This window comes from Type-C symbiont of Plautia stali (assembly GCF_059730935.1).
In genome coordinates this window covers 235085-254326 of sequence record NZ_AP035924.1, presented here as the reverse complement: position 1 = coordinate 254326, position 19242 = coordinate 235085, and the positions used below count along the sequence as shown (strand labels likewise).

16 protein-coding genes are annotated in these 19242 nt (G+C 58.9%); 9 read left to right on the top strand and 7 right to left on the bottom strand.

The window, feature by feature from the left end; all coding sequences use genetic code 11:
- Nucleotides 1-344 precede the first annotated feature (344 nt).
- The 6 genes from AC6I7J_RS20355 (at nt 345) to psrA (ending at nt 6121) form a co-directional block, all read left to right on the top strand.
- On the top strand, nt 345-1091 hold the full coding sequence (locus tag AC6I7J_RS20355; RefSeq protein ID WP_021509459.1) for an ATP-binding cassette domain-containing protein: 747 nt from the start codon (nt 345-347) through the stop codon (nt 1089-1091).
- Between the two features lie 18 nt (nt 1092-1109).
- Entirely contained in the window at nt 1110-2111 is a 1002-nt protein-coding gene (locus tag AC6I7J_RS20350) for an ABC transporter permease (RefSeq protein WP_166719223.1), read from the top strand.
- Nucleotides 2112-2114: 3 nt separating this feature from the next.
- Nucleotides 2115-3194: a phosphotriesterase family protein gene (locus AC6I7J_RS20345; protein WP_132463775.1), complete on the top strand. Its 1080-nt coding sequence runs from the start codon at nt 2115-2117 to the stop codon at nt 3192-3194.
- A 14-nt stretch (nt 3195-3208) separates the two neighbouring features.
- Complete coding sequence (locus AC6I7J_RS20340; protein WP_150360247.1) at nt 3209-3964, top strand: glutamine amidotransferase; 756 nt, start codon at nt 3209-3211, stop codon at nt 3962-3964.
- Nucleotides 3964-5079 (top strand): M20 family metallopeptidase, encoded by a 1116-nt coding sequence (locus AC6I7J_RS20335; RefSeq protein WP_498007443.1) that lies wholly within the window; start codon nt 3964-3966, stop codon nt 5077-5079. Before AC6I7J_RS20340 ends, AC6I7J_RS20335 begins: the two co-directional genes overlap by 1 nt.
- A 142-nt stretch (nt 5080-5221) precedes the next feature.
- Nucleotides 5222-6121 carry an L-proline-binding transcription factor PsrA gene (psrA, locus tag AC6I7J_RS20330; protein WP_498007442.1) on the top strand — a complete coding sequence of 300 codons (900 nt, stop codon included), beginning with the start codon at nt 5222-5224 and terminating at the stop codon, nt 6119-6121.
- Here psrA and AC6I7J_RS20325 read toward each other — a convergent pair.
- Nucleotides 6118-7413, bottom strand: a complete 1296-nt coding sequence (locus tag AC6I7J_RS20325; RefSeq protein ID WP_021509465.1) for an MFS transporter — start codon at nt 7411-7413, stop codon at nt 6118-6120. The genes psrA and AC6I7J_RS20325 overlap by 4 nt on opposite strands.
- Nucleotides 7414-7761: 348 nt before the next feature.
- On the opposite strand from AC6I7J_RS20325, the gene AC6I7J_RS20320 reads away from it, so the two are divergent.
- The 3 genes from AC6I7J_RS20320 to arsC all read left to right on the top strand — a co-directional run bounded on the left by AC6I7J_RS20320 (nt 7762) and on the right by arsC (nt 9914).
- Nucleotides 7762-8115, top strand: a complete 354-nt coding sequence (locus AC6I7J_RS20320) for a metalloregulator ArsR/SmtB family transcription factor (RefSeq protein WP_498007441.1) — start codon at nt 7762-7764, stop codon at nt 8113-8115.
- Between the two features lie 69 nt (nt 8116-8184).
- Nucleotides 8185-9468: an arsenic transporter gene (locus AC6I7J_RS20315; RefSeq protein WP_498007440.1), complete on the top strand. Its 1284-nt coding sequence runs from the start codon at nt 8185-8187 to the stop codon at nt 9466-9468.
- A gap of 17 nt (nt 9469-9485) precedes the next feature.
- On the top strand, nt 9486-9914 hold the full coding sequence (gene arsC, locus AC6I7J_RS20310; protein WP_498007439.1) for an arsenate reductase (glutaredoxin): 429 nt from the start codon (nt 9486-9488) through the stop codon (nt 9912-9914).
- Here arsC and AC6I7J_RS20305 read toward each other — a convergent pair.
- The 6 genes from AC6I7J_RS20305 to AC6I7J_RS20280 form a co-directional block, all read right to left on the bottom strand.
- A complete protein-coding gene (locus AC6I7J_RS20305) occupies nt 9911-10336 on the bottom strand; it encodes a thiol-disulfide oxidoreductase DCC family protein (RefSeq protein ID WP_021509469.1) in 426 nt (141 codons plus the stop codon). The genes arsC and AC6I7J_RS20305 overlap by 4 nt on opposite strands.
- 128 nt (nt 10337-10464) lie before the next feature.
- Nucleotides 10465-10779 carry a helix-turn-helix domain-containing protein gene (locus AC6I7J_RS20300; RefSeq protein WP_058758775.1) on the bottom strand — a complete coding sequence of 105 codons (315 nt, stop codon included), beginning with the start codon at nt 10777-10779 and terminating at the stop codon, nt 10465-10467.
- On the bottom strand, nt 10772-11116 hold the full coding sequence (locus tag AC6I7J_RS20295) for a toxin (protein ID WP_278426887.1): 345 nt from the start codon (nt 11114-11116) through the stop codon (nt 10772-10774). The genes AC6I7J_RS20300 and AC6I7J_RS20295 overlap by 8 nt, the downstream gene beginning before the upstream one ends.
- Nucleotides 11117-11218: 102 nt before the next feature.
- On the bottom strand, nt 11219-14896 hold the full coding sequence (locus AC6I7J_RS20290) for an autotransporter outer membrane beta-barrel domain-containing protein (RefSeq protein ID WP_498007438.1): 3678 nt from the start codon (nt 14894-14896) through the stop codon (nt 11219-11221).
- A 355-nt stretch (nt 14897-15251) separates the two neighbouring features.
- The gene (locus AC6I7J_RS20285; RefSeq protein ID WP_498007437.1) at nt 15252-18785 is read right to left on the bottom strand and encodes an autotransporter outer membrane beta-barrel domain-containing protein; all 3534 of its coding nucleotides are present in this window, start codon (nt 18783-18785) and stop codon (nt 15252-15254) included.
- Between the two features lie 18 nt (nt 18786-18803).
- On the bottom strand, nt 18804-19097 hold the full coding sequence (locus AC6I7J_RS20280; RefSeq protein ID WP_498007436.1) for a hypothetical protein: 294 nt from the start codon (nt 19095-19097) through the stop codon (nt 18804-18806).
- Nucleotides 19098-19242: the final 145 nt, after the last annotated feature.

Below are 19242 nucleotides of genomic sequence, written 5' to 3'. Positions count from 1 at the left end.
CATGGCGCAAAAAGTGAGCGATTTTTTCCGTTAGCGGTATAGTGAGTAAACCGGTTTACTTGCTGATTACATAACATACGATGTATTACAACAAGTTAGCCGCGAGTGCAGTGCCTGTTATTCAGGCTGGCATGGATGCTGCAATGTCATACCTGGCGAGTAAATATCATTGTAGCGTTTACCCTGTTGCTGTGAGTTAAGGGTTTATCTGACAGGTAAACCGGTTTACTAGATTGTAAATCGTGTTAGATAGCCTCTTTTTCGCGACCGGCTAAACATTTCCCACAGGCGTTGATGGGAGTGATCCAATGCAGCAATTACAAGCTCTTCCGGCCCGGGTGGAGATGATTAACATCACCAAAACCTACGGCTCAATTCGTTCACTGCGCGGTGTCAATCTGCAGCTGGCCCCCGGTGAAGTGCTCGGTCTGGTGGGCGACAACGGCGCCGGCAAATCGACGCTGACCAAAGTGCTGTCCGGCGCGGTGATCCCTACCAGTGGCGCGATCCGCATTGATGGCGAACAGCAGCACTTCAGCAATCCGGCGGATTCGCGCCGTTGCCATATCGAAATGGTTTATCAGGATCTGTCGCTGTGCGACACGGTCGACGTGGCCGGTAACCTGTTCATGGGCCGCGAACCGACCAGACGCATCCTCGGCGTGCCGTTTCTCGATCAGGCCACAATGCATGCGCAGGCGCGAGAGATGCTGAAAGGTCTGGGCATCTCGATTCCCGATACCCGTCTGCTGGTGCGTAACCTCTCCGGCGGGCAGCGTCAGGCCATTGCTATCGCCCGTGCCGCCGCGTTCGATCCTAAAGTGCTGATTATGGATGAACCCACTGCCGCGCTGGCGGTAGCGGAAGTCGAAGCGGTGCTGGAACTGATTCGCCGCGTGTCGGCGCGCGGCGTCAGCGTGATCCTCATCACCCATCGGCTGCAGGATCTGTTCCTGGTGTGCGATCGCATCATGGTGATGTACGAGGGCACCAACGTGGCCGACCGCCGTGTGGCGGACACCAGCCTGAGCGATATCGTCAACCTGATCGTAGGTGAGAAATTTACCGCGCAGTCCGCGGCAGCACACTGAGGTAACAGGATGAGCATCATGAATTTAGGCAGTTCACGCATGATCCAGCACTCTCTGCCGCGCCGCTTGTTGCATAACCATTCGGGTGTGGTGAGCATCGCGCTGTTTTTTGTCTTTTGCTGCGTGGTGTTTTCGCTGATAACCAGCAACTTTCTTACCAGTACCAACTGGCTGAATATCATCCGGCAAAGTGCGCCGCTGCTGATCGTCGCCACTGCGATGACGCTGGTGATTACTACCGGCGGCATCGATTTGTCGGTCGGCTCGACGCTGGCGCTGGTGGGCGCGCTGTCGGCCATTGCGCTCAATAACTGGGGCCTGCCGTGGCCGGTAGTGCTGCTGGGCGGGCTGCTGCTCGGCGCGCTGGTGGGTGCTATCAACGGCTTCTTTATCGCCTGGGAAGGAATACCGGCATTTATCGTCACGCTGGCCACGCTGGCAGTGGTGCGCGGCATCGCGCTGCTGGTGACGCAGGGCTATTCGATTCCGGTGCCGGCTGACAGCCTGTTCACCTTTATGGGTCGCGCCTGGGTGCTGGGGATTCCCATGCCGGCGCTGATCGGCATCGTGGTGCTGCTGGCGGGTCACATTGTGCTTAATCACCTGCGCTTTGGCCGCTACGTCACCGCCATCGGTGCCAACGCGGAAGGCGCACGGCGCAGCGGTATCAATACCAAAGCGGTGACCATGAAAGTGTACATTCTCAGCGGCATGGCGGCGGCGCTGGCTGGCATGATCATCACCGCGCGCCTCGGCAGCGGCTCCTCTAACCAGGGCGAAGGTTTTGAACTGCAGGTGATTGCGGCGGTGGTGCTGGGCAGTACCAGCCTGTTTGGCGGCTTTGGAACCGTGATCGGTACGCTGCTCGGCGCGCTGTCGATTGCCATTATCCAGAACGGCCTGATTTTATCGCATATCTCACCGTTTTATACCCAGATCGCCACTGGCACCATCATTCTGCTCGCCATCTGGCTCAACACCCGCATTCTCAACCCGAGCCGCGCGCCCGCCAAAGGATAGCCCATGAAAGGATCAATTTTTCGCCATGCAGATCCGTTGCCGCTCGGCGTCAGCAGCGGTCAGGTGATGACGGTACTCGGTCCGCTGCCGGTGGCGGAGATGGGCGTCACGCTGATGCACGAGCACATTTTACTGGATGCCTCCGGTAAATGGGTGCCGCCCTGCTGCTGTAGCGACCGCCACATTGCTGAAATGCCGGTGCGCATCGAGAACCTCGGCGAGCTGTCGCTTAACCCGCTGATGAGTCGCGACAACTGCCAGCTGTTTGACGTCGATACCGCGATTGACGAGCTGATGAAATACCGCGCGCTGGGCGGCGAAACGGTGATCGATCCGACCAATATCGGCATCGGCCGCGATGGTAAAGCGCTGCAGCGCATCGCCCGTCTCACCGGCCTGAATATTGTAATGGGCACCGGCCTGTATCTGGAGCCGTCGCATCCGGAGTGGGTAAAAACCATCAGCGTGGAACAGCTGACCGACAAGCTGATTTATGACCTCGGCGGACTGCCGGAGAAGCCGGAGGTGCTGGCCGGGCTGATCGGTGAAATCGGCATATCCAGCCGCTTCACGCCCGATGAAGAAAAATCGCTGCGTGCCGCCGGGCGCGCCAGTGCGGCCACCGGCGTACCGATTCAGGTGCATCTGCCCGGCTGGGAACGGCTCGGCCATAAGGTGCTGGATATTCTGGCGCAGGAAGGTGCCGATCTGCGCCACACCGTGCTGTGTCACATGAACCCCAGCTTTGCCGACAAAACCTACCAGCGCGAGCTGGCGGATCGCGGCGTGTTCCTCGAATACGACATGATCGGCATGAGCTACTACTACGCCGACGAATCGGCGCAGTCACCGTCCGATGAGGAGAACGCGCGCGCCATTTGCGCACTGATCGACGACGGTTATCTGCCGCAGATTTTGCTGTCGCAGGATGTCTTCCTGAAAACCATGCTGACGCGCTACGGCGGTCACGGCTATGGCTACATCCTCAAACATTTTGTGCCGCGCCTGAAACGTCATGGCGTCAGCGGCGAACAACTCGAAACCCTGATGATCACTAATCCGCAACGGGTGTTTGGCGGATAAACGGAGAAGTTGGCATGCAAAAGAACGTCTTGCTGGTTGGTGAATCCTGGACCAGTACCGCAACGCACGTAAAAGGCTTTGATCAGTTTGCTACCGCCACCTGGCACAGCGGTGCGGCGGATTTTCTTGCCGCGCTGCAGGAGAGCGCCTATGCCGTCACGCATATGCCGGCCCACGCCGCCGCCACCGATTTTCCGCAGACGCTGGAGGATTTGCAGCGCTGGGACGTGATTATTCTGTCCGATATCGGTGCCAATACCCTGCTGCTGCATCCGGACACCTGGCTGAAAAGCCGGCGCACGCCCAATCGCCTGGCGCTGATTCACGACTATGTTGCCGCGGGTGGCGCATTGATGATGGTAGGCGGTTATTACAGTTTTCAGGGAATTAACGGCGGCGCACGCTATCGCAATACGCTGGTGGAGAAAGTGCTGCCGGTGCGCTGTCTGGCCTGGGACGACCGTATCGAAACGCCGGAAGGCAGTTACGCTGAGGTGACAACGTCACACAAAGTGGTTGCCGATCTTCCCGGCGACTGGCCGTGGCTGCTCGGTTACAACGAAGTGGAGATGCAGCCGGAAGGCACGCTGTTGGCCACCGTGGCGGGCACCGGCCATCCGCTGCTGGCGGTGCGCGAGTATCAGCAAGGCCGCTCGCTGGTGTGGACCAGTGACATGTCAGCCCACTGGCTGCCGGAAGAGTTCAGCCGCTGGCCGGGCTATCGCCAGCTGTGGATTAACTGTCTCGACTGGCTGACGGAGCGTGACTGATGCCAGCGCGCTCACTGCCTCTGGCGCAGCAGCTGCTGAGCTTTGACACCATCAATCCACCGGGCAATGAGCTGGCCTGTCTGCAATTCCTCGCCGCGTGGCTACAGAAGCAGGGCTTCGTGGTCGAACTGACGGGGTTTGGCGAGCAGCGCGCCAACCTGATCGCCCGCCTGCCGGGCCAGATGCCGGGCAAACCGCTGGCCTTTACCGGCCATCTGGACACCGTGCCGCTGGGTAATCAGCCGTGGCAGTTTGATCCGTTTGGTCACGACATTGATGGCGACCGGCTGTACGGGCGCGGTGCCAGCGATATGAAAGCGGCGGTAGCGGCGTTTGTGCTGGCCTGCGTGCAGCACAAAGCGGCGATTGCCGCCGGGCGCGGCGTGGTACTGCTGCTGACCGGCGGTGAAGAGACCGGCTGCCACGGTGCGCAGGCGCTGATCGCGGCCGGGCAGTTGCCTGAGGTTGGCGCGCTGATCGTGGGCGAGCCGACCGCCAACCAGCCGGTGATCGGCCACAAAGGCGCGCTGTGGCTGCGCTGCGAAACGCGTGGCAAAACCGCGCACGGAGCCATGCCGGAGCTGGGCATAAACGCTATCTACCTGGCGGCCGATGCGCTGGGTAAAATTCGTCACTTTTCACCGGGCGCGCCGCATCCACTGATGAAACAGCCGACGCTGAACGTCGGCCGCATTGAGGGCGGCCTCAACATTAACTCGGTGCCGGACCGCGCCGCGTTTGATGTGGATATCCGCAGCGCGCCCAACCTGCAACACGCGGTGATTCGCCAGCAACTGGCGACCTTTCTCGGTGACAGCGTGCACATCAGCACGCTGGTCGATCTGCCGGCGGTGCTGAGCCCGGAGCGGCACCAGTGGATTCAGTCGGTGTACCGTGCCTGCGAAGACGTGACGCAGCAACCTGCGGAAGCGCGTATCGTGCCCTATTTTACCGATGCCTCGCTGCTGCTGCCGGCGCTCGGCGATCCGCCCTGCATCATTCTCGGTCCCGGTGAGCCGACGCAGGCGCACCAGACCGATGAATACTGCCTGGTGAGCCGTCTGAGCGAGGCTGAGCAGATTTACGGGCAGCTCATTGCTGACTGGATGCGCTGAGTGCCGCTGATGCGCTAAAAACGGATTTTTTCCCTCTGCGCCGCCGGAAACGCGCAGCAGCCTGTTACACTCGTCGGCTATAACAACTTTTTAACGTCAGCGGCGCAGTGTGCTGGCGTTATTACGCAGGATAGTCGCGGTTATGCCCGTCAATTTTGACCTCAACGATCTCTACGCCTTCCGCGCGCTGGTGGAGTACGGCAACTTTCGTCTGGCGGCGGAGTCAATCTGCCTGTCGCAGTCAGCGCTCAGCCGCAGAATTGAGAAGCTGGAAGCGGCGCTCGGCACCCGGCTGTTTGACCGCACCACGCGGCGCGTCACGCTAACGCTGTATGGCCAGAACTTTGCTCAGCGCTCGGAGCAGCTGCTGGATAATGTCGAATCGATGCTGGCCGACGTCGAGCGCGCCAGCCAGGATCGCACCGGCCTGATCACCGTCGCTACCGTGCCCTCGGGCGCGTACTATTTTATGCCGGAGGTGATCCGCCGCTTTCAGGCGCGTTACCCGCGCGTGCGCATCAAGCTGATTGATAGCAGCGTCGGCAACGTGATGGATGCAGTGAGCAGCGGACAGGCCGATTTCGGTATCTGTTTTGCGCGTAATCTACCGCCGGAGCTCACCTTCACGCCGCTGGTGGAAGATGTTTACGTCGCCGCCTGTCGCCACGATCATCCGCTGGCGACGCGCCAGCAGCTCAGCTGGCAGGAGTATTTTGCGCAGGATTATGTGGCGCTGGATAAAGTGTCCGGCAACCGCAATCTGCTGGACAGTGCGCTGGCGCATCTTAGGCCCGCCCGGCAAAGTATCTGCGAAACGCGCCATGTCACGACGCTGCTGGGGATGGTAGAAGCGGGCATCGGCATTGCTGCCGTGCCCGCGATGTCGATGCCGGCGAACGGGCATCCGCTGCTGCGCCAGCTGGCGCTGACCGATCCACAGGTCACCCGTTCGGTGGGATTAATTCGCCGCAGCGGACGTATGCAATCTTACGTCGCTGCGGAGCTGGAAAAGCTGATTATCGAACAGTCTCAGCACGCTTAACGCGCGGTTTGCAACGTCAGCGCGCGGCGGCGATACAGGTACAGCGTCGCCAGCAGCGCGCAAATCGCCGCGAAGCTCATCCAGTAACCCGGTGACGCTTTGTCGCCGGTGTATTCGATCAGCGCGGTAGAGACCACCGGCGTGAAGCCGCCAAACAGCGCGGTGGCCAGGCTGTAGGCCAGCGAGAAACCGGCGACGCGCACTTCTGCCGGCATCACTTCGGTCAGCGCCGGGATCATTGCACCGTTATACAGGCCGTAAATAAACGACAGCCACAGCAGCACGCTCAGCATCATGCTGAAGGTCGGCGTCTGCGCTAGCAGCGTCAGTGCCGGATAAGCGGTCGCCAGCGCCAGCAGCGTCATCGCCAGCAACACCGGTTTACGCCCAAAGCGGTCCGACAGCGCACCGCCAATTGGCAGCCAGATAAAGTTGGAGATCGCCACCAGCAGCGTCACCAGCAGGCTGTCCGAGGCGCTCAGCATCAGCACCTTTTTGCCAAAGGTAGGCGCATAGACGGTAATGAGGTAGAACGCGGTGGTGGTCATCGCCACCATCAGCATCCCGGCAATCACCACCGGCCAGTTCTGCAACAGCGTGCTAAATACCTGACGCATATCCAGATGATGACGGCGCGCGCTGAACTCCTGCGTTTCCTCCAGACGGCGACGCAGAATAAAGATAAACGGCACGATCAGGCAGCCAAACAGGAATGGAATACGCCAGCCCCAGGCGCTGATGGCGCTCTGCTCCAGCGCGGCATTGAGCGCGAAGCCCATCGCGGCCGCGACCATGATGGCAACCTGCTGACTGCCGGATTGCCAGCTGGTGTAGAAACCTTTGCGCCCCGGTGTGGCAATCTCTGCCAGATAAACCGACACGCCACCCAGTTCAGCCCCGGCCGAGAAGCCCTGCAGCAGACGACCAATCAGCACCAGCAGCGGCGCCCACAGCCCAATCGACTGGTACGACGGAATCAGCACGATCAGAAAGGTGCCCGCCGCCATGATCGACAGCGTGACGATCAGCCCTTTGCGCCGGCCAACCTTATCGATATAAGCGCCCAGCACAATCGCGCCAATCGGCCGCATCAGGAAGCCGGCACCGAACACCGCAAAGGTCATCATCAGCGACGCGAATTCACTGCTGGCGGGGAAAAAGGTGTGCGCGATATAGGTGGCATAGAAACCGAACAGAAAGAAATCGAACTGTTCGAGGAAGTTGCCGGAGGTGACGCGGAAAATAGCGCCAACCCGGGCTCGGGTGGTCATCGGTAAGGCAGAGGAATGCATAAGTATCTCCAGTTTGTCCCTGGCGCTGTTATCAATCGCGCCTGCTTCGGAAGACTGGATCAGAACGTTAAGGTTAATAAGCGCAATAAACGCATGGCGTGATGCGTCTGACGCATTAATCGCTGCCGGAAACGGGCCGCCCCCAATATTAACAATGAGTTAACAAAGCCAGCCCCGTTTTTACTCCGCTCAGGCCCGCGGGCAATACAGTACAGATTTGTGACCGGCTTCAAGCCTCCCACCGTGAGCCTGGCGCATCACAGAATTAACACATCTCTTTTTTCGCATATGTAGTTGACTTCATCACGTCGCCGCAGGACACTATCGGCTTTCCATCCAGGAGGTATTATGTCGCCGCTAACGCCACTGCAGCTGTTTAAAAACCTTTCCGACGAGACGCGTCTGACGCTGGTGCTGCTGCTGAAAGAACGCCAGGAGCTGTGCGTGTGCGAGCTGTCTGCCATCCTGCAACTGCCGCAGCCGAAGATTTCCCGTCATCTGGCGCTGTTACGCAACAGCGGTTTGCTGAGCGATCGCCGTGACGGCAAGTGGATCCACTATCGCCTTTCGCCACATATGCCGGTGTGGGCAGCGACGGTGATCGAACAGGCATGGCAATGTCAGCGCGATGCGATCTATGCCCTGCTGCTGCCGGTGCAGCGCGACCAGCTGACCACCGATGGCCGGGCGGTGTGTCTGTAAAAAATTTTACCCATACATATTCGATTTTCCATATATGAAACGAACACAACCTGACTTTCCGGAGGAAACATGTTACTGGCAGGGACTATTTTCGCCATTACTTTACTGCTGGTGATCTGGCAACCGCGCGGGCTGGGCATTGGCTGGAGCGCCAGCGCCGGCGCGCTTCTGGCGCTGCTGACGGGCGTGGTGCATCCCGGCGATATCCCGGCGGTGTGGCAGATTGTCTGGAACGCCACTGCCACCTTTATCGCGGTGATCATCATCAGCCTGCTGCTTGATGAGGCCGGCTTTTTTGCCTGGGCGGCACTGCACGTGGCGCGCTGGGGCGGTGGCAGCGGTAAAAAATTGTTCTCCTTTATTATCCTGCTGGGTGCCGCAGTCGCCGCGCTGTTTGCCAATGACGGCGCCGCGCTGATTCTGACGCCTATCGTGATCGCGATGCTGCTGGCGGTGGGTTTCAGCCGGCGGGCCACGCTGGCGTTTGTCATGGCGGCCGGGTTCATCGCCGATACCGCCAGCCTGCCGCTGGTGGTGTCCAATCTGGTTAACATCGTCTCGGCCGACTATTTCCGGCTCGGCTTTGGCGATTACGCCGCTGTGATGGTGCCGGTCACGCTCGCAGCGGTGCTGGCGACATTGCTGATGCTGCATCTGTTTTTCCGCAAAGAGCTACCGCTCAGCTACGATCGCGCCCGGCTGACGTCGCCTGCGGCGGCAATTCGGGATCGAGCTACTTTCCGCGCGGGATGGCTGGTGCTGCTCTTGTTGCTGGTCGGCTTTTTTGCCCTTGAGCCGCTGGGCGTACCGGTGAGCGCCGTGGCCGCCGCAGGCGCACTGATGCTGTGGCTGGTGGCGCGGCGGGGTCAGGTAATTGATACGCGTAAAGTGCTGCGCAGCGCGCCGTGGCAGATTGTGGTGTTTTCGCTCGGCATGTACCTGGTGGTGTATGGTTTGCGCAACGCCGGGCTGACCGTCTGGCTTACCGGCTTGCTGGATAGTTTTTCTGCAATCGGCCTGTGGGGCGCAACGTTTGCCACGGGCTTCTTCAGCGCCCTGCTCTCCTCCATCATGAACAATATGCCGACGGTGCTGGTGGGTGCACTGGCGATTGATGCCAGCACGGCGCAGGGCGTGGTGCGCGAGGCGATGATTTACGCCAACATTATCGGCTGCGATCTGGGTCCGAAAATCACTCCGATTGGCAGTCTGGCAACGCTGCTATGGCTGCACGTGCTGGCGCAAAAAGAGATTCGCATCAGCTGGGGCTACTATTTTCGCGTCGGCATCACCCTGACGTTACCGGTGCTGGCCGTGACGCTGGCAGCGCTGGCGCTGCGCCTTTCCCTTTGACCGTTAAGAGACTGACAATGACTAACATTACGATCTATCACAACCCGGACTGCGGCACCTCGCGCAATACGCTGGCACTGATTCGCAACAGCGGCGTCGAGCCCACCATTGTGCTTTATCTGGTTACGCCACCCACGCGTGAAACGCTGCAGCAATTGATCGACGCCATGGGGATTGGCCTGCGCGCGCTGGTGCGTCAAAACACCGACGCCTGGCAGGCGCTGGGGCCCGCACGTGAAACGCTGAGCGATGAGCAGCTGCTGGATGTCATGCTGGCGCAGCCGATTCTCATCAACCGCCCGATTGTGGTGACGCCACTGGGAACGCGTCTGTGCCGTCCTTCTGAGCAGGTGCTGGATATCCTGCCCGATGCGCAGCGCGGTCCGTTTACTAAAGAGGATGGTGAGGTGGTGATTGATGCGCAGGGCCGGCGCGTCAGTCTTTAGTCGGTCAGAAATCGTCCCGGATAATCTGCTTCAATCGCGTGCACCTGGTCATAACGGCCAAACAGGCGATAGCGATTGCGGGCAATCAGGTTGTAGATCAGATTAGTGAGCCCGTCCGGCAGATAACGCAGAACGCCGCAGGCGCGCCACGGCCAGGGCAGCGAGTGCATAATGCGACAGATAGCCTGCGCGCGCAGCCAGTGCTGCCCATCGCGCAGTAACACGATGGTGCGGATGTTATCGTGCGGTAATCCGGCGCGCTGCAGCAGCTGTTTGCCGCGCTCGCTCTGGATCGCCGCAAAGTGATAATCGCGCGGCAGGCGGTGGCGCAGCAGAAAAATCACCCAGGCATTGCACAGCTTGCATTGTCCATCATAAAGAATGATCGGCTGGCCGGACTCGGGTTGTACGGATGATGACACCTGACCTCCGCATTGCAGATACAAAAAAACCGGTGAGGCGACACGCCCCACCGGTTCTATTATATGTCACTTATCAGAAGCTGACTTTCACGCCCGCCACCGCGCAGGTGAGCGCGGTTTCAGGCGCATCAGAATTGCGCGAGAGTCTGCAGGGTTTCAGGATTTTGCTGCACCATGCGAATCAGCAGTACGGCCTGAGCGTTAGGTTTTGCCCTGCCCTGTTCCCAGTTCTGATAGGTAGTTTCGCCCGTGTGAAGATAGTGCGCAAAAACGGCCTGTGACAGGTTAAGCTTTTCGCGCACGTCGCGCAGCTCCTGCGGCGCAATGGTGACAGGCGCGCGCTTACTAACCTTATAGGTCTTAAGCGTGATTTTTCCGTCCTGGTGGTCTTTCAGCTCCTGCATACCCGCCATCAGTTCACTGAAAATGTCGCGTTCAGTCATGTCTCAGCCCCTTTTTGATCACGTTCAGCGCCTCCGCCAGGGCATCGCGCTGTTGTTTGGTCAGATCGTCGCGTTGATCTTTATCATATATGCTGAACAGGATGAACTGGCCTTTTTCATTCGTCCAGTAATAGATAACTCTAATTCCGCCTCGCGCTCCCTTGTTCCGGCGTTCATCCCTGAAACGAACTTTACGAAGCCCGCCCGTATCGGGAATGACGTCGCCCTTTTCAGGGTCGGCCAGCAACATATTCTGAAACAGCCTGAATTGATCGTCGCTCAGGTAATCTGCCCGGTATTTCTGAAAGCTGGAAAGCTCAATAAACGTCGCTTGCATGGCCCTTTCCCTGTCCCCATCTAAGGGACATCATATCCCCATATTGGGGATAGTTCAACTCAGGTAAAAAAGAAAGGGCCCCCGTTAGGGAGCCGTTCATTATCAGAAGCTTACTTTCACGCCCGCCACCGCGCTGGTGTCGCTGTAACTGTGGTTGCCCAGCTGCTGCGCCACGCTGCCCCACAGGTTGACGTTCGCGTTCAGCCGCGCGTCCACGCCCAGCTTCACCTCGGCGGCGTTACGCGTGCCCGCCTGCTGGATGTTCACGCCGTTCAGCGCGGTGCCGAACGCCTTGCTGTTGTGCAGCCAGTTGGCCTCGGCGTACGGCTCGATGGCGCTCTGCGACTGCGGGTCGAGCAGCGTGCGCAGCGAGGCGCGCACACCGAGTCGGCTCTGCAGGTTGTCCTCGCCGGTGGCCTGCACGCGGCTGCCGTTCTGCTCTTTTACGTCGTCCGCCTTCACGCCCTGCCAGTTCAGCTGCGCCTGCGGACGCAGCCACAGGCTGGTGCTGTCGCTCAGCGTCGCCACCTGTGCGCGGTAGCCGCCGGCCAGCGACGCGCTGATGCCTTTGGATTTATACGACTGCTGGCCGATGTCGTCGCCCTTGACGCTGTTGTTAAACCAGCCGTAGCTCAGCGAGCTGTCAACAAATGCACCGCTCTGCTCTGCCGCGTTCTGCAGCCAGCTGCCGTACACGCCCAGGCTGTAGCCGTTCACCTGGCCGCGCGACTGGTAGCCGCTTACCGACGAGCGCGATTTGCTCTGCGCGTTGCCGTAGCCGGCCATCGCGCCGAAGCGCAGGCTGTCGCTGCCGGTCAGCGTGCCGCTCGCCACGTCGCCGCCCAGCTGGATGGCGTAGCGGCTGGTGTCGGACTTCAGCTGGCCGCTGCTGTCTTTCACCCGGCTGTGGCCGGCGCTGTTGTGCAGCCACAGGCGCGTGCTCTGCTGCTGGCCGTTCGCGTCGGTGTAGAAGGTTTCCGCCGGACGGTCGTCCATGCCGGTGGTAAACAGCGTGTTGGCCGCCGCGAGGTTGGCGCTGTAGCTCGCCGCTTCCGGACGCACGATCATGTTGTGCTGATTTACCGGCGGCTCGACGATCTGGCCGCCCTCGCCTTCGCCCGGCGTCACCACCGGATCGGGCTCGCTGCCGTTTTTATCGCTCACCAGATACCAGCCGTGCTGATCCGCGCCCTTCACCAGGTTGTAGTCATAGGCACCGGCGACAATACGCCCTTTCTGACGGAACTCGCCGTTGTTAGCGCCGTCCACCTGAATGATGTTCAGGCCCTGGATAGTCTGCGCGCCGCTGCCGCCGGCGTTGTTGACCACCACGTCGGTGCTGCCGCTGCTGTCGCCGAGGATGTGAAGTTTATCCGTCGCCGAGTTGTCGTCGCCCAGCGCCGCGTTCATCACCAGCGTGCTGTTGTCGCCGCTGTAGTTACCGTTGACCGTCAGGGTGCTGAAGCCGGCGCCGTCGTGGGTGAAGTTCAGCGTGCTGTTGCTGGCGTTGAGCGTATCGACGCTGCTGTCGCCGGTGATGTTCCACTGGCTGTTGTCGTTCAGCGTCAGCGTATTCAGGCCGGATGACGCGCCGGTCCACACCGAGCTGCCGCTCAGGTTGATCTGGCTGTCAGCGGTCTGGCTGCGGTCAATATCCACGTTACCCTCGAACAGCGAGTGGTTGCTGCCGTTCAGCACCACCGAGCCGGCGGTCGAACCTTCTGCTGTGTTATAGCCGGTTTTCAGCAGCGTGCTGCCGCTCAGCACTGAATTATCCGCGTCGATATTCATACTGGTGCCGGTCAGCACGTTAACGGCGGTGCCGCCGGTGGCGGTGACGCGGGTATTCGAAAGTTTTATATCCGCCAGCGTGGTTTGATACTGCGATAGAATACCGGTGGCGTTTTCGCCGGATACATCAATATCGGAATCGCTCAGGGAAAGAGTATTCCGTGGATCCGGATAATATAAATTCAGCACGTTGATGGCTGCGTTAAAGCCTTGAGAATCTGTGCCGCTTTTTTCAATGGTAACGTTATTACCCTTAAATGTGCCTCCGTCCTGAACTTCAATACCGTAACCGCCGCTGCGCGCCAGTATGGAAACATTCTCAGCTTTGATATTGCCTGAATATCCTGAAGCCAGGGCTGCATTGTTCGCATCAGTGATAATATTAACGTTTTTCAGGTTGATGGTTGCACTGTAATTGCTTAAAGCAGCGTATCCGCTATTCTGGCCGATGTTGATTCGACTGTCAGAGAGATTGAGGACCGTTCCGGAACCACTGGCGGCCACGCCTGAGCCACTGCCGGTGACTTTTATGTCAGCATTTGAGGCATTCAGTGTCGATTTTGCGTCTGCATTCAGGCCATTAGCGCCTGCGCCGCTCACTGCAAATGAACTGTTGTCCACGTTCAGCACAGTGCCCTCGCCGCTGGCGTAGCCGCCGTGTGCATTCCGGCCAGAAGTGCCGACCTGCTCATCGCTGACGTTCAGGGTCGAGCCGGTTCTGGCATATAAGCCATGCGCACCCTGTCCGGTCGTTGCCACTTCCCCGCCACTTATGGTTAATACTGTGCCTGCACTTTCCGTGACTGCGCCGTGTGCCTTATCACCGCTGGTGGTGACCTTTACGTTTCTGGCATTTAAGGTTGAAGCGCTGCCGGCATACAGACCAAAAGCACTTGCTCCGGTGGTTTCGAACGTACTGTTATCCAGGTTCACTTGCGTACCGGCATTGTTTGCAGTCACTCCATTCGACTGGTTACCGCTGGTGCTGACCTTTACGTTTCTGGCATTTAAGGCTGAAGCGCTGCCGGCATACAGACCAAAAGCACTTGCTCCGGCGGTTTCGAACGTACTGTTATCCAGGTTCACTTCCGTACCGACATTGTTTGCAGTCACGCCATTCGACTGGTTACCGCTGGTGGTGACCTGCACGCCGCTGGCATTGAGTTTGCTGCCGGTACCCGCGGCCAGACCGTAGGCTTTGGTGCCGGTCGTGGTCACTTTGCCGCCCGTCATCGTCAGTTCACTGTTTTTGTCTGTGGCCATCACAGCATAAGACTGATCGCCGCTGGTGCTCACCTGCACATCGCTGGTATTAAGTTGGCCGCCGGAGCCTGCGAACAGACCGTAGGCTTTCGCACCGCCAGTGGTGACGCTGCCGCCGGTTAAATCGATTAGCGAACCGGTGGCACGGGAATAAGCACCGTGGGCACTGTCGCCGTGCGTAACATAGTCTGCGTTCAGGCTGTTAATGATCCCGGCCGAAGAGGCATAGGCGCCGTAGGCGGCCTGTCCGGTGGTTTCCACGCGGGTGCCATTGAGTTTTAAGGTGCCAGTCCGGCTGGCGACCACGCCGTAGCCACCGGTGCCCGTGGTTTGCACGCTGCCACGCGTCATTTCAGTCGCTGAAGACGCCAGGGTGGAGAAGACACCGTAGCCGTTATTGCCGGCATTCAGCACCGTCACATCCGTGGCGCTTGCCTTGCCGCCATTCTGCACCAGCAGTCCATAGGCTTTGTCACCGGTCGCCTGCAGCGTCTGATTATTCAGTTCAACCGGCTGCGCCGGATCGCTGATGGTGGCACCGTTGGCCGCCAGCGCCGCCGGTGAACCGGCCAGCAGCAGCGCCGAGCCCAGCGCGCCGCCGATCAGTGCTGATTTATTCGCCGCTTTACCGGAGCAGGATGATTTGACTTTGCCGCGCGCCAGTTCCGAGGTGACGACATAACATTGCAGGGCATAATTCCAGATAACGCGATAGCTCTTGTTCATATTCTTTTCCTGATTCAGGTTAAAGCAATCCCTTCCGGCAATAAGCGGAATAAGCGGTTATTAACGGGCAGGCGCGGAAGAAACAGCCATCACGCTATTTACGGTGACGCGCTGTCTTACCGGCCTTAATTAATCTCTGCCAGAGCGGCTGATGGGAAAATATTCGCAAAATCGCGGAAGGGTGAATATGAGAGCACCGGCATACGGCTGTAGTCGCAGGACTACAAAAAGTAAGTCGCCGCGCTATGTTCCAGATCAATTAATTCTGTGTTAACACGTCAGGTGAGCAGTAAACAAAAGCGGAGAACGCAGGCGGGCATAAAAAAACGGCCCCCGTTGCGGGAGCCGTTGAGCATCAGAAGCTGACCTTCACGCCGGCGATGGCGCTGGTGTCGCTGTAGCTGTGGCTACTCAGCTGCTGCGCTACGCCGCCCCACAGGTTGACGTTGGCATTCAGCGTGGCATCGACGCCCAGCTTCAGCTCACCGGCGTTGCGCGTGCCGGCCTGATGGATGGTAACGCCGTTCATTGAGGTGCCCAGCGCGCGGGTGTTGTGCACCCAGCTGGCCTCGACGTACGGCTCCACGCTGCGCCCCTGCTCCAGCCCGGAGCGCAGTGAGGCGCGCACGCCGACGTGGCTCTGCAGGTTATTTTCACCGGTGCCGCGCACGCGGGTGCCGTTGCCTTCCGTCAGGTCATCGCCCTTCACGCCCTGCCAGTTCAGCATCGCCTGCGGACGCAGCCAGAAGCCGGTCGACTCGGAGAGCGTCGCCACTTCGGCGCTATAGCCGCCGGCCAGCGACGCCAGGATGCCCTTCGACTTGTAGGACTCCTCGCCGATGTCCTCGCCCTTGATGCTGTTGTCGAACCAGCTGTAGCTCAGCGTGCTGTCGATAAACGCGCCGCTGCGCGCCGCCGCGTTCTGCTGCCAGGTGCCGTAAATGCCCAGGTTGTAGCCGTGCACCTGACCGCGCGACTGATAGCCGCTCACCGCCGACCGCGATTTACTCTGCGCGTTGCCGTAGCCGGCCATCGCGCCGAGGCGCAGGCTGTCCGTGCCGTGCAGCGTGCCGGTCGCCACGTCGCCGCCCAGCTGGATAGCGTAGCGGTTGGTGTCGGTTTTCAGCTGGCCGCTGCTGTCTTTCTGATGGTTGTGACCGCCGCTGTTGCGCAGCCACAGGCGGGTGTGCTGCTGCCGGCCGTTCGCGTCCGTGTACTGCGTGACGCCAGGGCGGTCGTCCATGCTGGTGGCGAACAGCGTGTTGGCCGCCGCGAGGTTGGCGCTGTAGCTCGCCGCTTCCGGGCGCACGATCATATTGTGCTGCTCCACCGGCGGCGCGATGATGTCACCGCCGGTGCCTTCGCCCGGTGCGGTCACCGGATCGGTGTTAACCGGATCGGTCTCGCTGCCGTTTTTGTCGCTCACCAGATACCAGCCGTGCTGATCGGCGCCTTTTACCAGGTTGTAGTCATAGGCACCGGCGACAATACGCCCTTTCTGACGGAATTCGCCGTTGGTCGCGCCGTCCACCTGAATCAGTTGCAGGCCCTGAATGGTCTGCGCGCCGCTGCCGCCGGCGTTGTTCACCACCACGTCGGTGTTGCCGTTGACGTCACCCAGCACGTGCAGCCGGTCGGTGGCCGAGGTGTCGCCGCCCAGCGCCGCATTCATCACCAGCGTGGCGTTGTCCGCCGTGTAGTTGCCGTTAACAGTCAGCACCGTGAAGTTCGCGGTGTTGTGCGCCACGTTGATCACGCTGTTGTTCGCGGTCAGCGCATCGACGCTGCTGTTGTCCATGATATTCCACTGGCTGTTGTCGCTGAGCGTCAGCGTCTGCAGGCCGCTGGAGGCGCCAGTCCACACCGAGCTGCCGCTCAGGTTGATCTGGCTGGCGGTGGTCTGGCTGCGGTCAATGTCCACGTCACCGATGAACAGCGAGCGGTTGCTGCCGTTCAGCACCACCGAGCCAGCGGTCGAACCTTCTGCTGTGTCATAGCCGGTTTTCATCAGCGTACTACCGCTCAGCAGCGAGTTGTCGGCGTCGATATGCATATCGGTGCCGGTCAGCACGTTGACGGCGGTGCCGTCAGTGGCGGTGATGGTGGTATTCGCAAGCTTAATGTCCGCCAGCGTGGCCTGTCGTCTGGAAAGAATGCCGGTGGCATTTTCGCCGGGTACATTGATATCTGAATCGCTCAGGGAAAGAGTATTCCGTGCATCAGGATAATATAAATTCGTCATATTTATTGCAGCATTAAACCCTTCAGAGTCCGTGCCACTTTTTTGAATTGTAATATTATTACCGCTGAAAGTACTGCCATCCTGGACCTGAATGCCAAAACCCCCGCTGCGCGCCTGCACGTTAACATTATCGCTGTTTAATGTAGCGCCATAACCCACTGCCAAAGCAGCATTACTGGCGTCAGTGATGATTTCAACATTTTTGAGGTTGGTCGTGCTGTTATACGTCCCCAGTGCTGCGTTTCCGGCATTCTGCCCCATGTGAATGTGACTGTCGGACAGGTTCAGCACCGTGCCTGTTCCCGATGCGTAAGTGCCTGAGCCGTCGCCCGTAATCTCAATCGCGGTGTTTGTGGCATTAAGCGTCGATTTTCCGTCCGCCTGCAGGCCATTAGCTTCTGCGCCACTGACAATAAACGAACTGTTGTCCACATTCAGTACAGAGCCTTCGCCAGTAACGTAGCCGCCGTGCGCATTTTTGCCAGCGGTGTTGACTATCACGTTGCCGACGTTAAGAGTTGAATTAGTTCTGGCATATAAGCCATATGCACCTTGTCCGCCAGTCGTCACTTCTCCACCCGTGAAAGTCAGTGCAGTGCCGGCACTTTCGGACACTACGCCATAGGCCTTATCACCACTGGTAGTGACCTGCACATTACTGGCATCCAACGTTGAAGCACCACTGGCATACAGACCAAATGCACTGGCTCCGGCGGTAGTAACCTTGCTGTTATCCAGATTCACTTTCGTACCGGCATTGCTGGCAGTTACGCCATTCGACTGGTCACCGCTGGTGTTCACCTGCACGCCGCTGGCGCTGAGTTTGCCGCCGGAACCCGCCGCCAGACCGTAGGCTTTAGTGCCGCTGGTGGTGACGCTGCCGCCTTGCAGAGTGACTTCCGTGCGGGCCAGGTTGCTAAAAACACCCGATGAATCGTTACCCTGGGTAATAACGGTCACATCGCTGGCATTAAGTCTGCCGCCGGAACCCGCCACCAGACCATAAGCTTTAGTGCCACTGGTGGTGACGCTGCCGCCTATGATATCGATCAGCGAACCCGCAGCGCGCGAATAAACACCGTAGGCACTGTCGCCGTGAGTGACATAGTCGGTGTCAGTGCTGTTAATGATACCGGCCGAAGAAGCGTAGGCGCCGTAGGCTGTTTTTCCCGTGGTTTCTACACGGGTGCCATCAATTTTTAATGCGCCGGTCAGGCTGGAGACCACGCCGTAGCCGCCATCGCCCGTGGTTTGCACGCTGCCGCGCGTCATCTCAATCGCAGAAGACGCAAGGGTGGAGAATACACCGTAGCCGTTATTGCCATCATTGAGCACGATGACATCCGTGGCGCTGGCCTTAGCGCCGCTCTCAACCAGCAGCCCGTGATGATCTTTGCCCGTCGCCTGTAGCGTCTGGTTGCTGAGATTCAGGGTTTGTTCCGGTCCGGTTGCAGTCGCGCCATTATCTGCCAGCGCCGCCGGTGAACCAGCCAGCAGCAGCGCCGAGCCCAGCGCGCCAATAATCAGTGATGATTTATTTGTCGCTGCACCAGAGCAGGAAGACTTCACTTTGCCGCGCGCCAGTTCCGAGGCCACGACATAACATTGCTGGGCGTAATTCCAGATAACACGATAGTTTTTGTTCATGCTTTTTCCTGATTCTGATTATGTCGAACCCTGACGGATACGACGTAACGTTTTAAACGGCGGCGATGCGATAAGAATTTTCTCCTTCACCTGATGCCGCAAAATAATTAAAGCTACGGGATTGGGCTGAATTCTAACGTTGAGACAGGTCTTAACCTCTTTAAGACCTGTCTCAAAACCTATCGCCAGACAAATAAAAACCATCAGGTTACGCTGTAGGCTGAGGACTACAGGTTTACTCACCTTGAAATTTAAATAATTCAAAAACAATGCATCAGCGCAACCTGAGTGCGCAGAGAATAAACGCCACATCTCCCTTTGCAACCTGCAATGCAGCGTGGTTAATTCAGCGTTTATTCATTTACCCGAATTACTGCACGTCCGGCTTTTTACCTAAATACAACAACAACGGCTAATTTATTTATCAAATAATTCATCTGATGCAGATCTCATAACT

Coding starts and splice junctions, on each gene's coding strand:
- AC6I7J_RS20295 (WP_278426887.1), bottom strand. CDS start 11,116: ATGCAAGCGACGTTTATTGAGCTTTCCAGCTTTCAGAAATACCGGGCA.
- AC6I7J_RS20345 (WP_132463775.1), top strand. CDS start 2,115: ATGAAAGGATCAATTTTTCGCCATGCAGATCCGTTGCCGCTCGGCGTC.
- AC6I7J_RS20350 (WP_166719223.1), top strand. CDS start 1,110: ATGAATTTAGGCAGTTCACGCATGATCCAGCACTCTCTGCCGCGCCGC.
- AC6I7J_RS20290 (WP_498007438.1), bottom strand. CDS start 14,896: ATGAACAAGAGCTATCGCGTTATCTGGAATTATGCCCTGCAATGTTAT.
- AC6I7J_RS20320 (WP_498007441.1), top strand. CDS start 7,762: ATGTCGCCGCTAACGCCACTGCAGCTGTTTAAAAACCTTTCCGACGAG.
- AC6I7J_RS20355 (WP_021509459.1), top strand. CDS start 345: ATGATTAACATCACCAAAACCTACGGCTCAATTCGTTCACTGCGCGGT.
- AC6I7J_RS20300 (WP_058758775.1), bottom strand. CDS start 10,779: ATGACTGAACGCGACATTTTCAGTGAACTGATGGCGGGTATGCAGGAG.
- AC6I7J_RS20280 (WP_498007436.1), bottom strand. CDS start 19,097: ATGTGGCGTTTATTCTCTGCGCACTCAGGTTGCGCTGATGCATTGTTT.
- psrA (WP_498007442.1), top strand. CDS start 5,222: ATGCCCGTCAATTTTGACCTCAACGATCTCTACGCCTTCCGCGCGCTG.
- AC6I7J_RS20315 (WP_498007440.1), top strand. CDS start 8,185: ATGTTACTGGCAGGGACTATTTTCGCCATTACTTTACTGCTGGTGATC.
- AC6I7J_RS20285 (WP_498007437.1), bottom strand. CDS start 18,785: ATGAACAAAAACTATCGTGTTATCTGGAATTACGCCCAGCAATGTTAT.
- AC6I7J_RS20325 (WP_021509465.1), bottom strand. CDS start 7,413: ATGCATTCCTCTGCCTTACCGATGACCACCCGAGCCCGGGTTGGCGCT.
- AC6I7J_RS20335 (WP_498007443.1), top strand. CDS start 3,964: ATGCCAGCGCGCTCACTGCCTCTGGCGCAGCAGCTGCTGAGCTTTGAC.
- AC6I7J_RS20340 (WP_150360247.1), top strand. CDS start 3,209: ATGCAAAAGAACGTCTTGCTGGTTGGTGAATCCTGGACCAGTACCGCA.
- arsC (WP_498007439.1), top strand. CDS start 9,486: ATGACTAACATTACGATCTATCACAACCCGGACTGCGGCACCTCGCGC.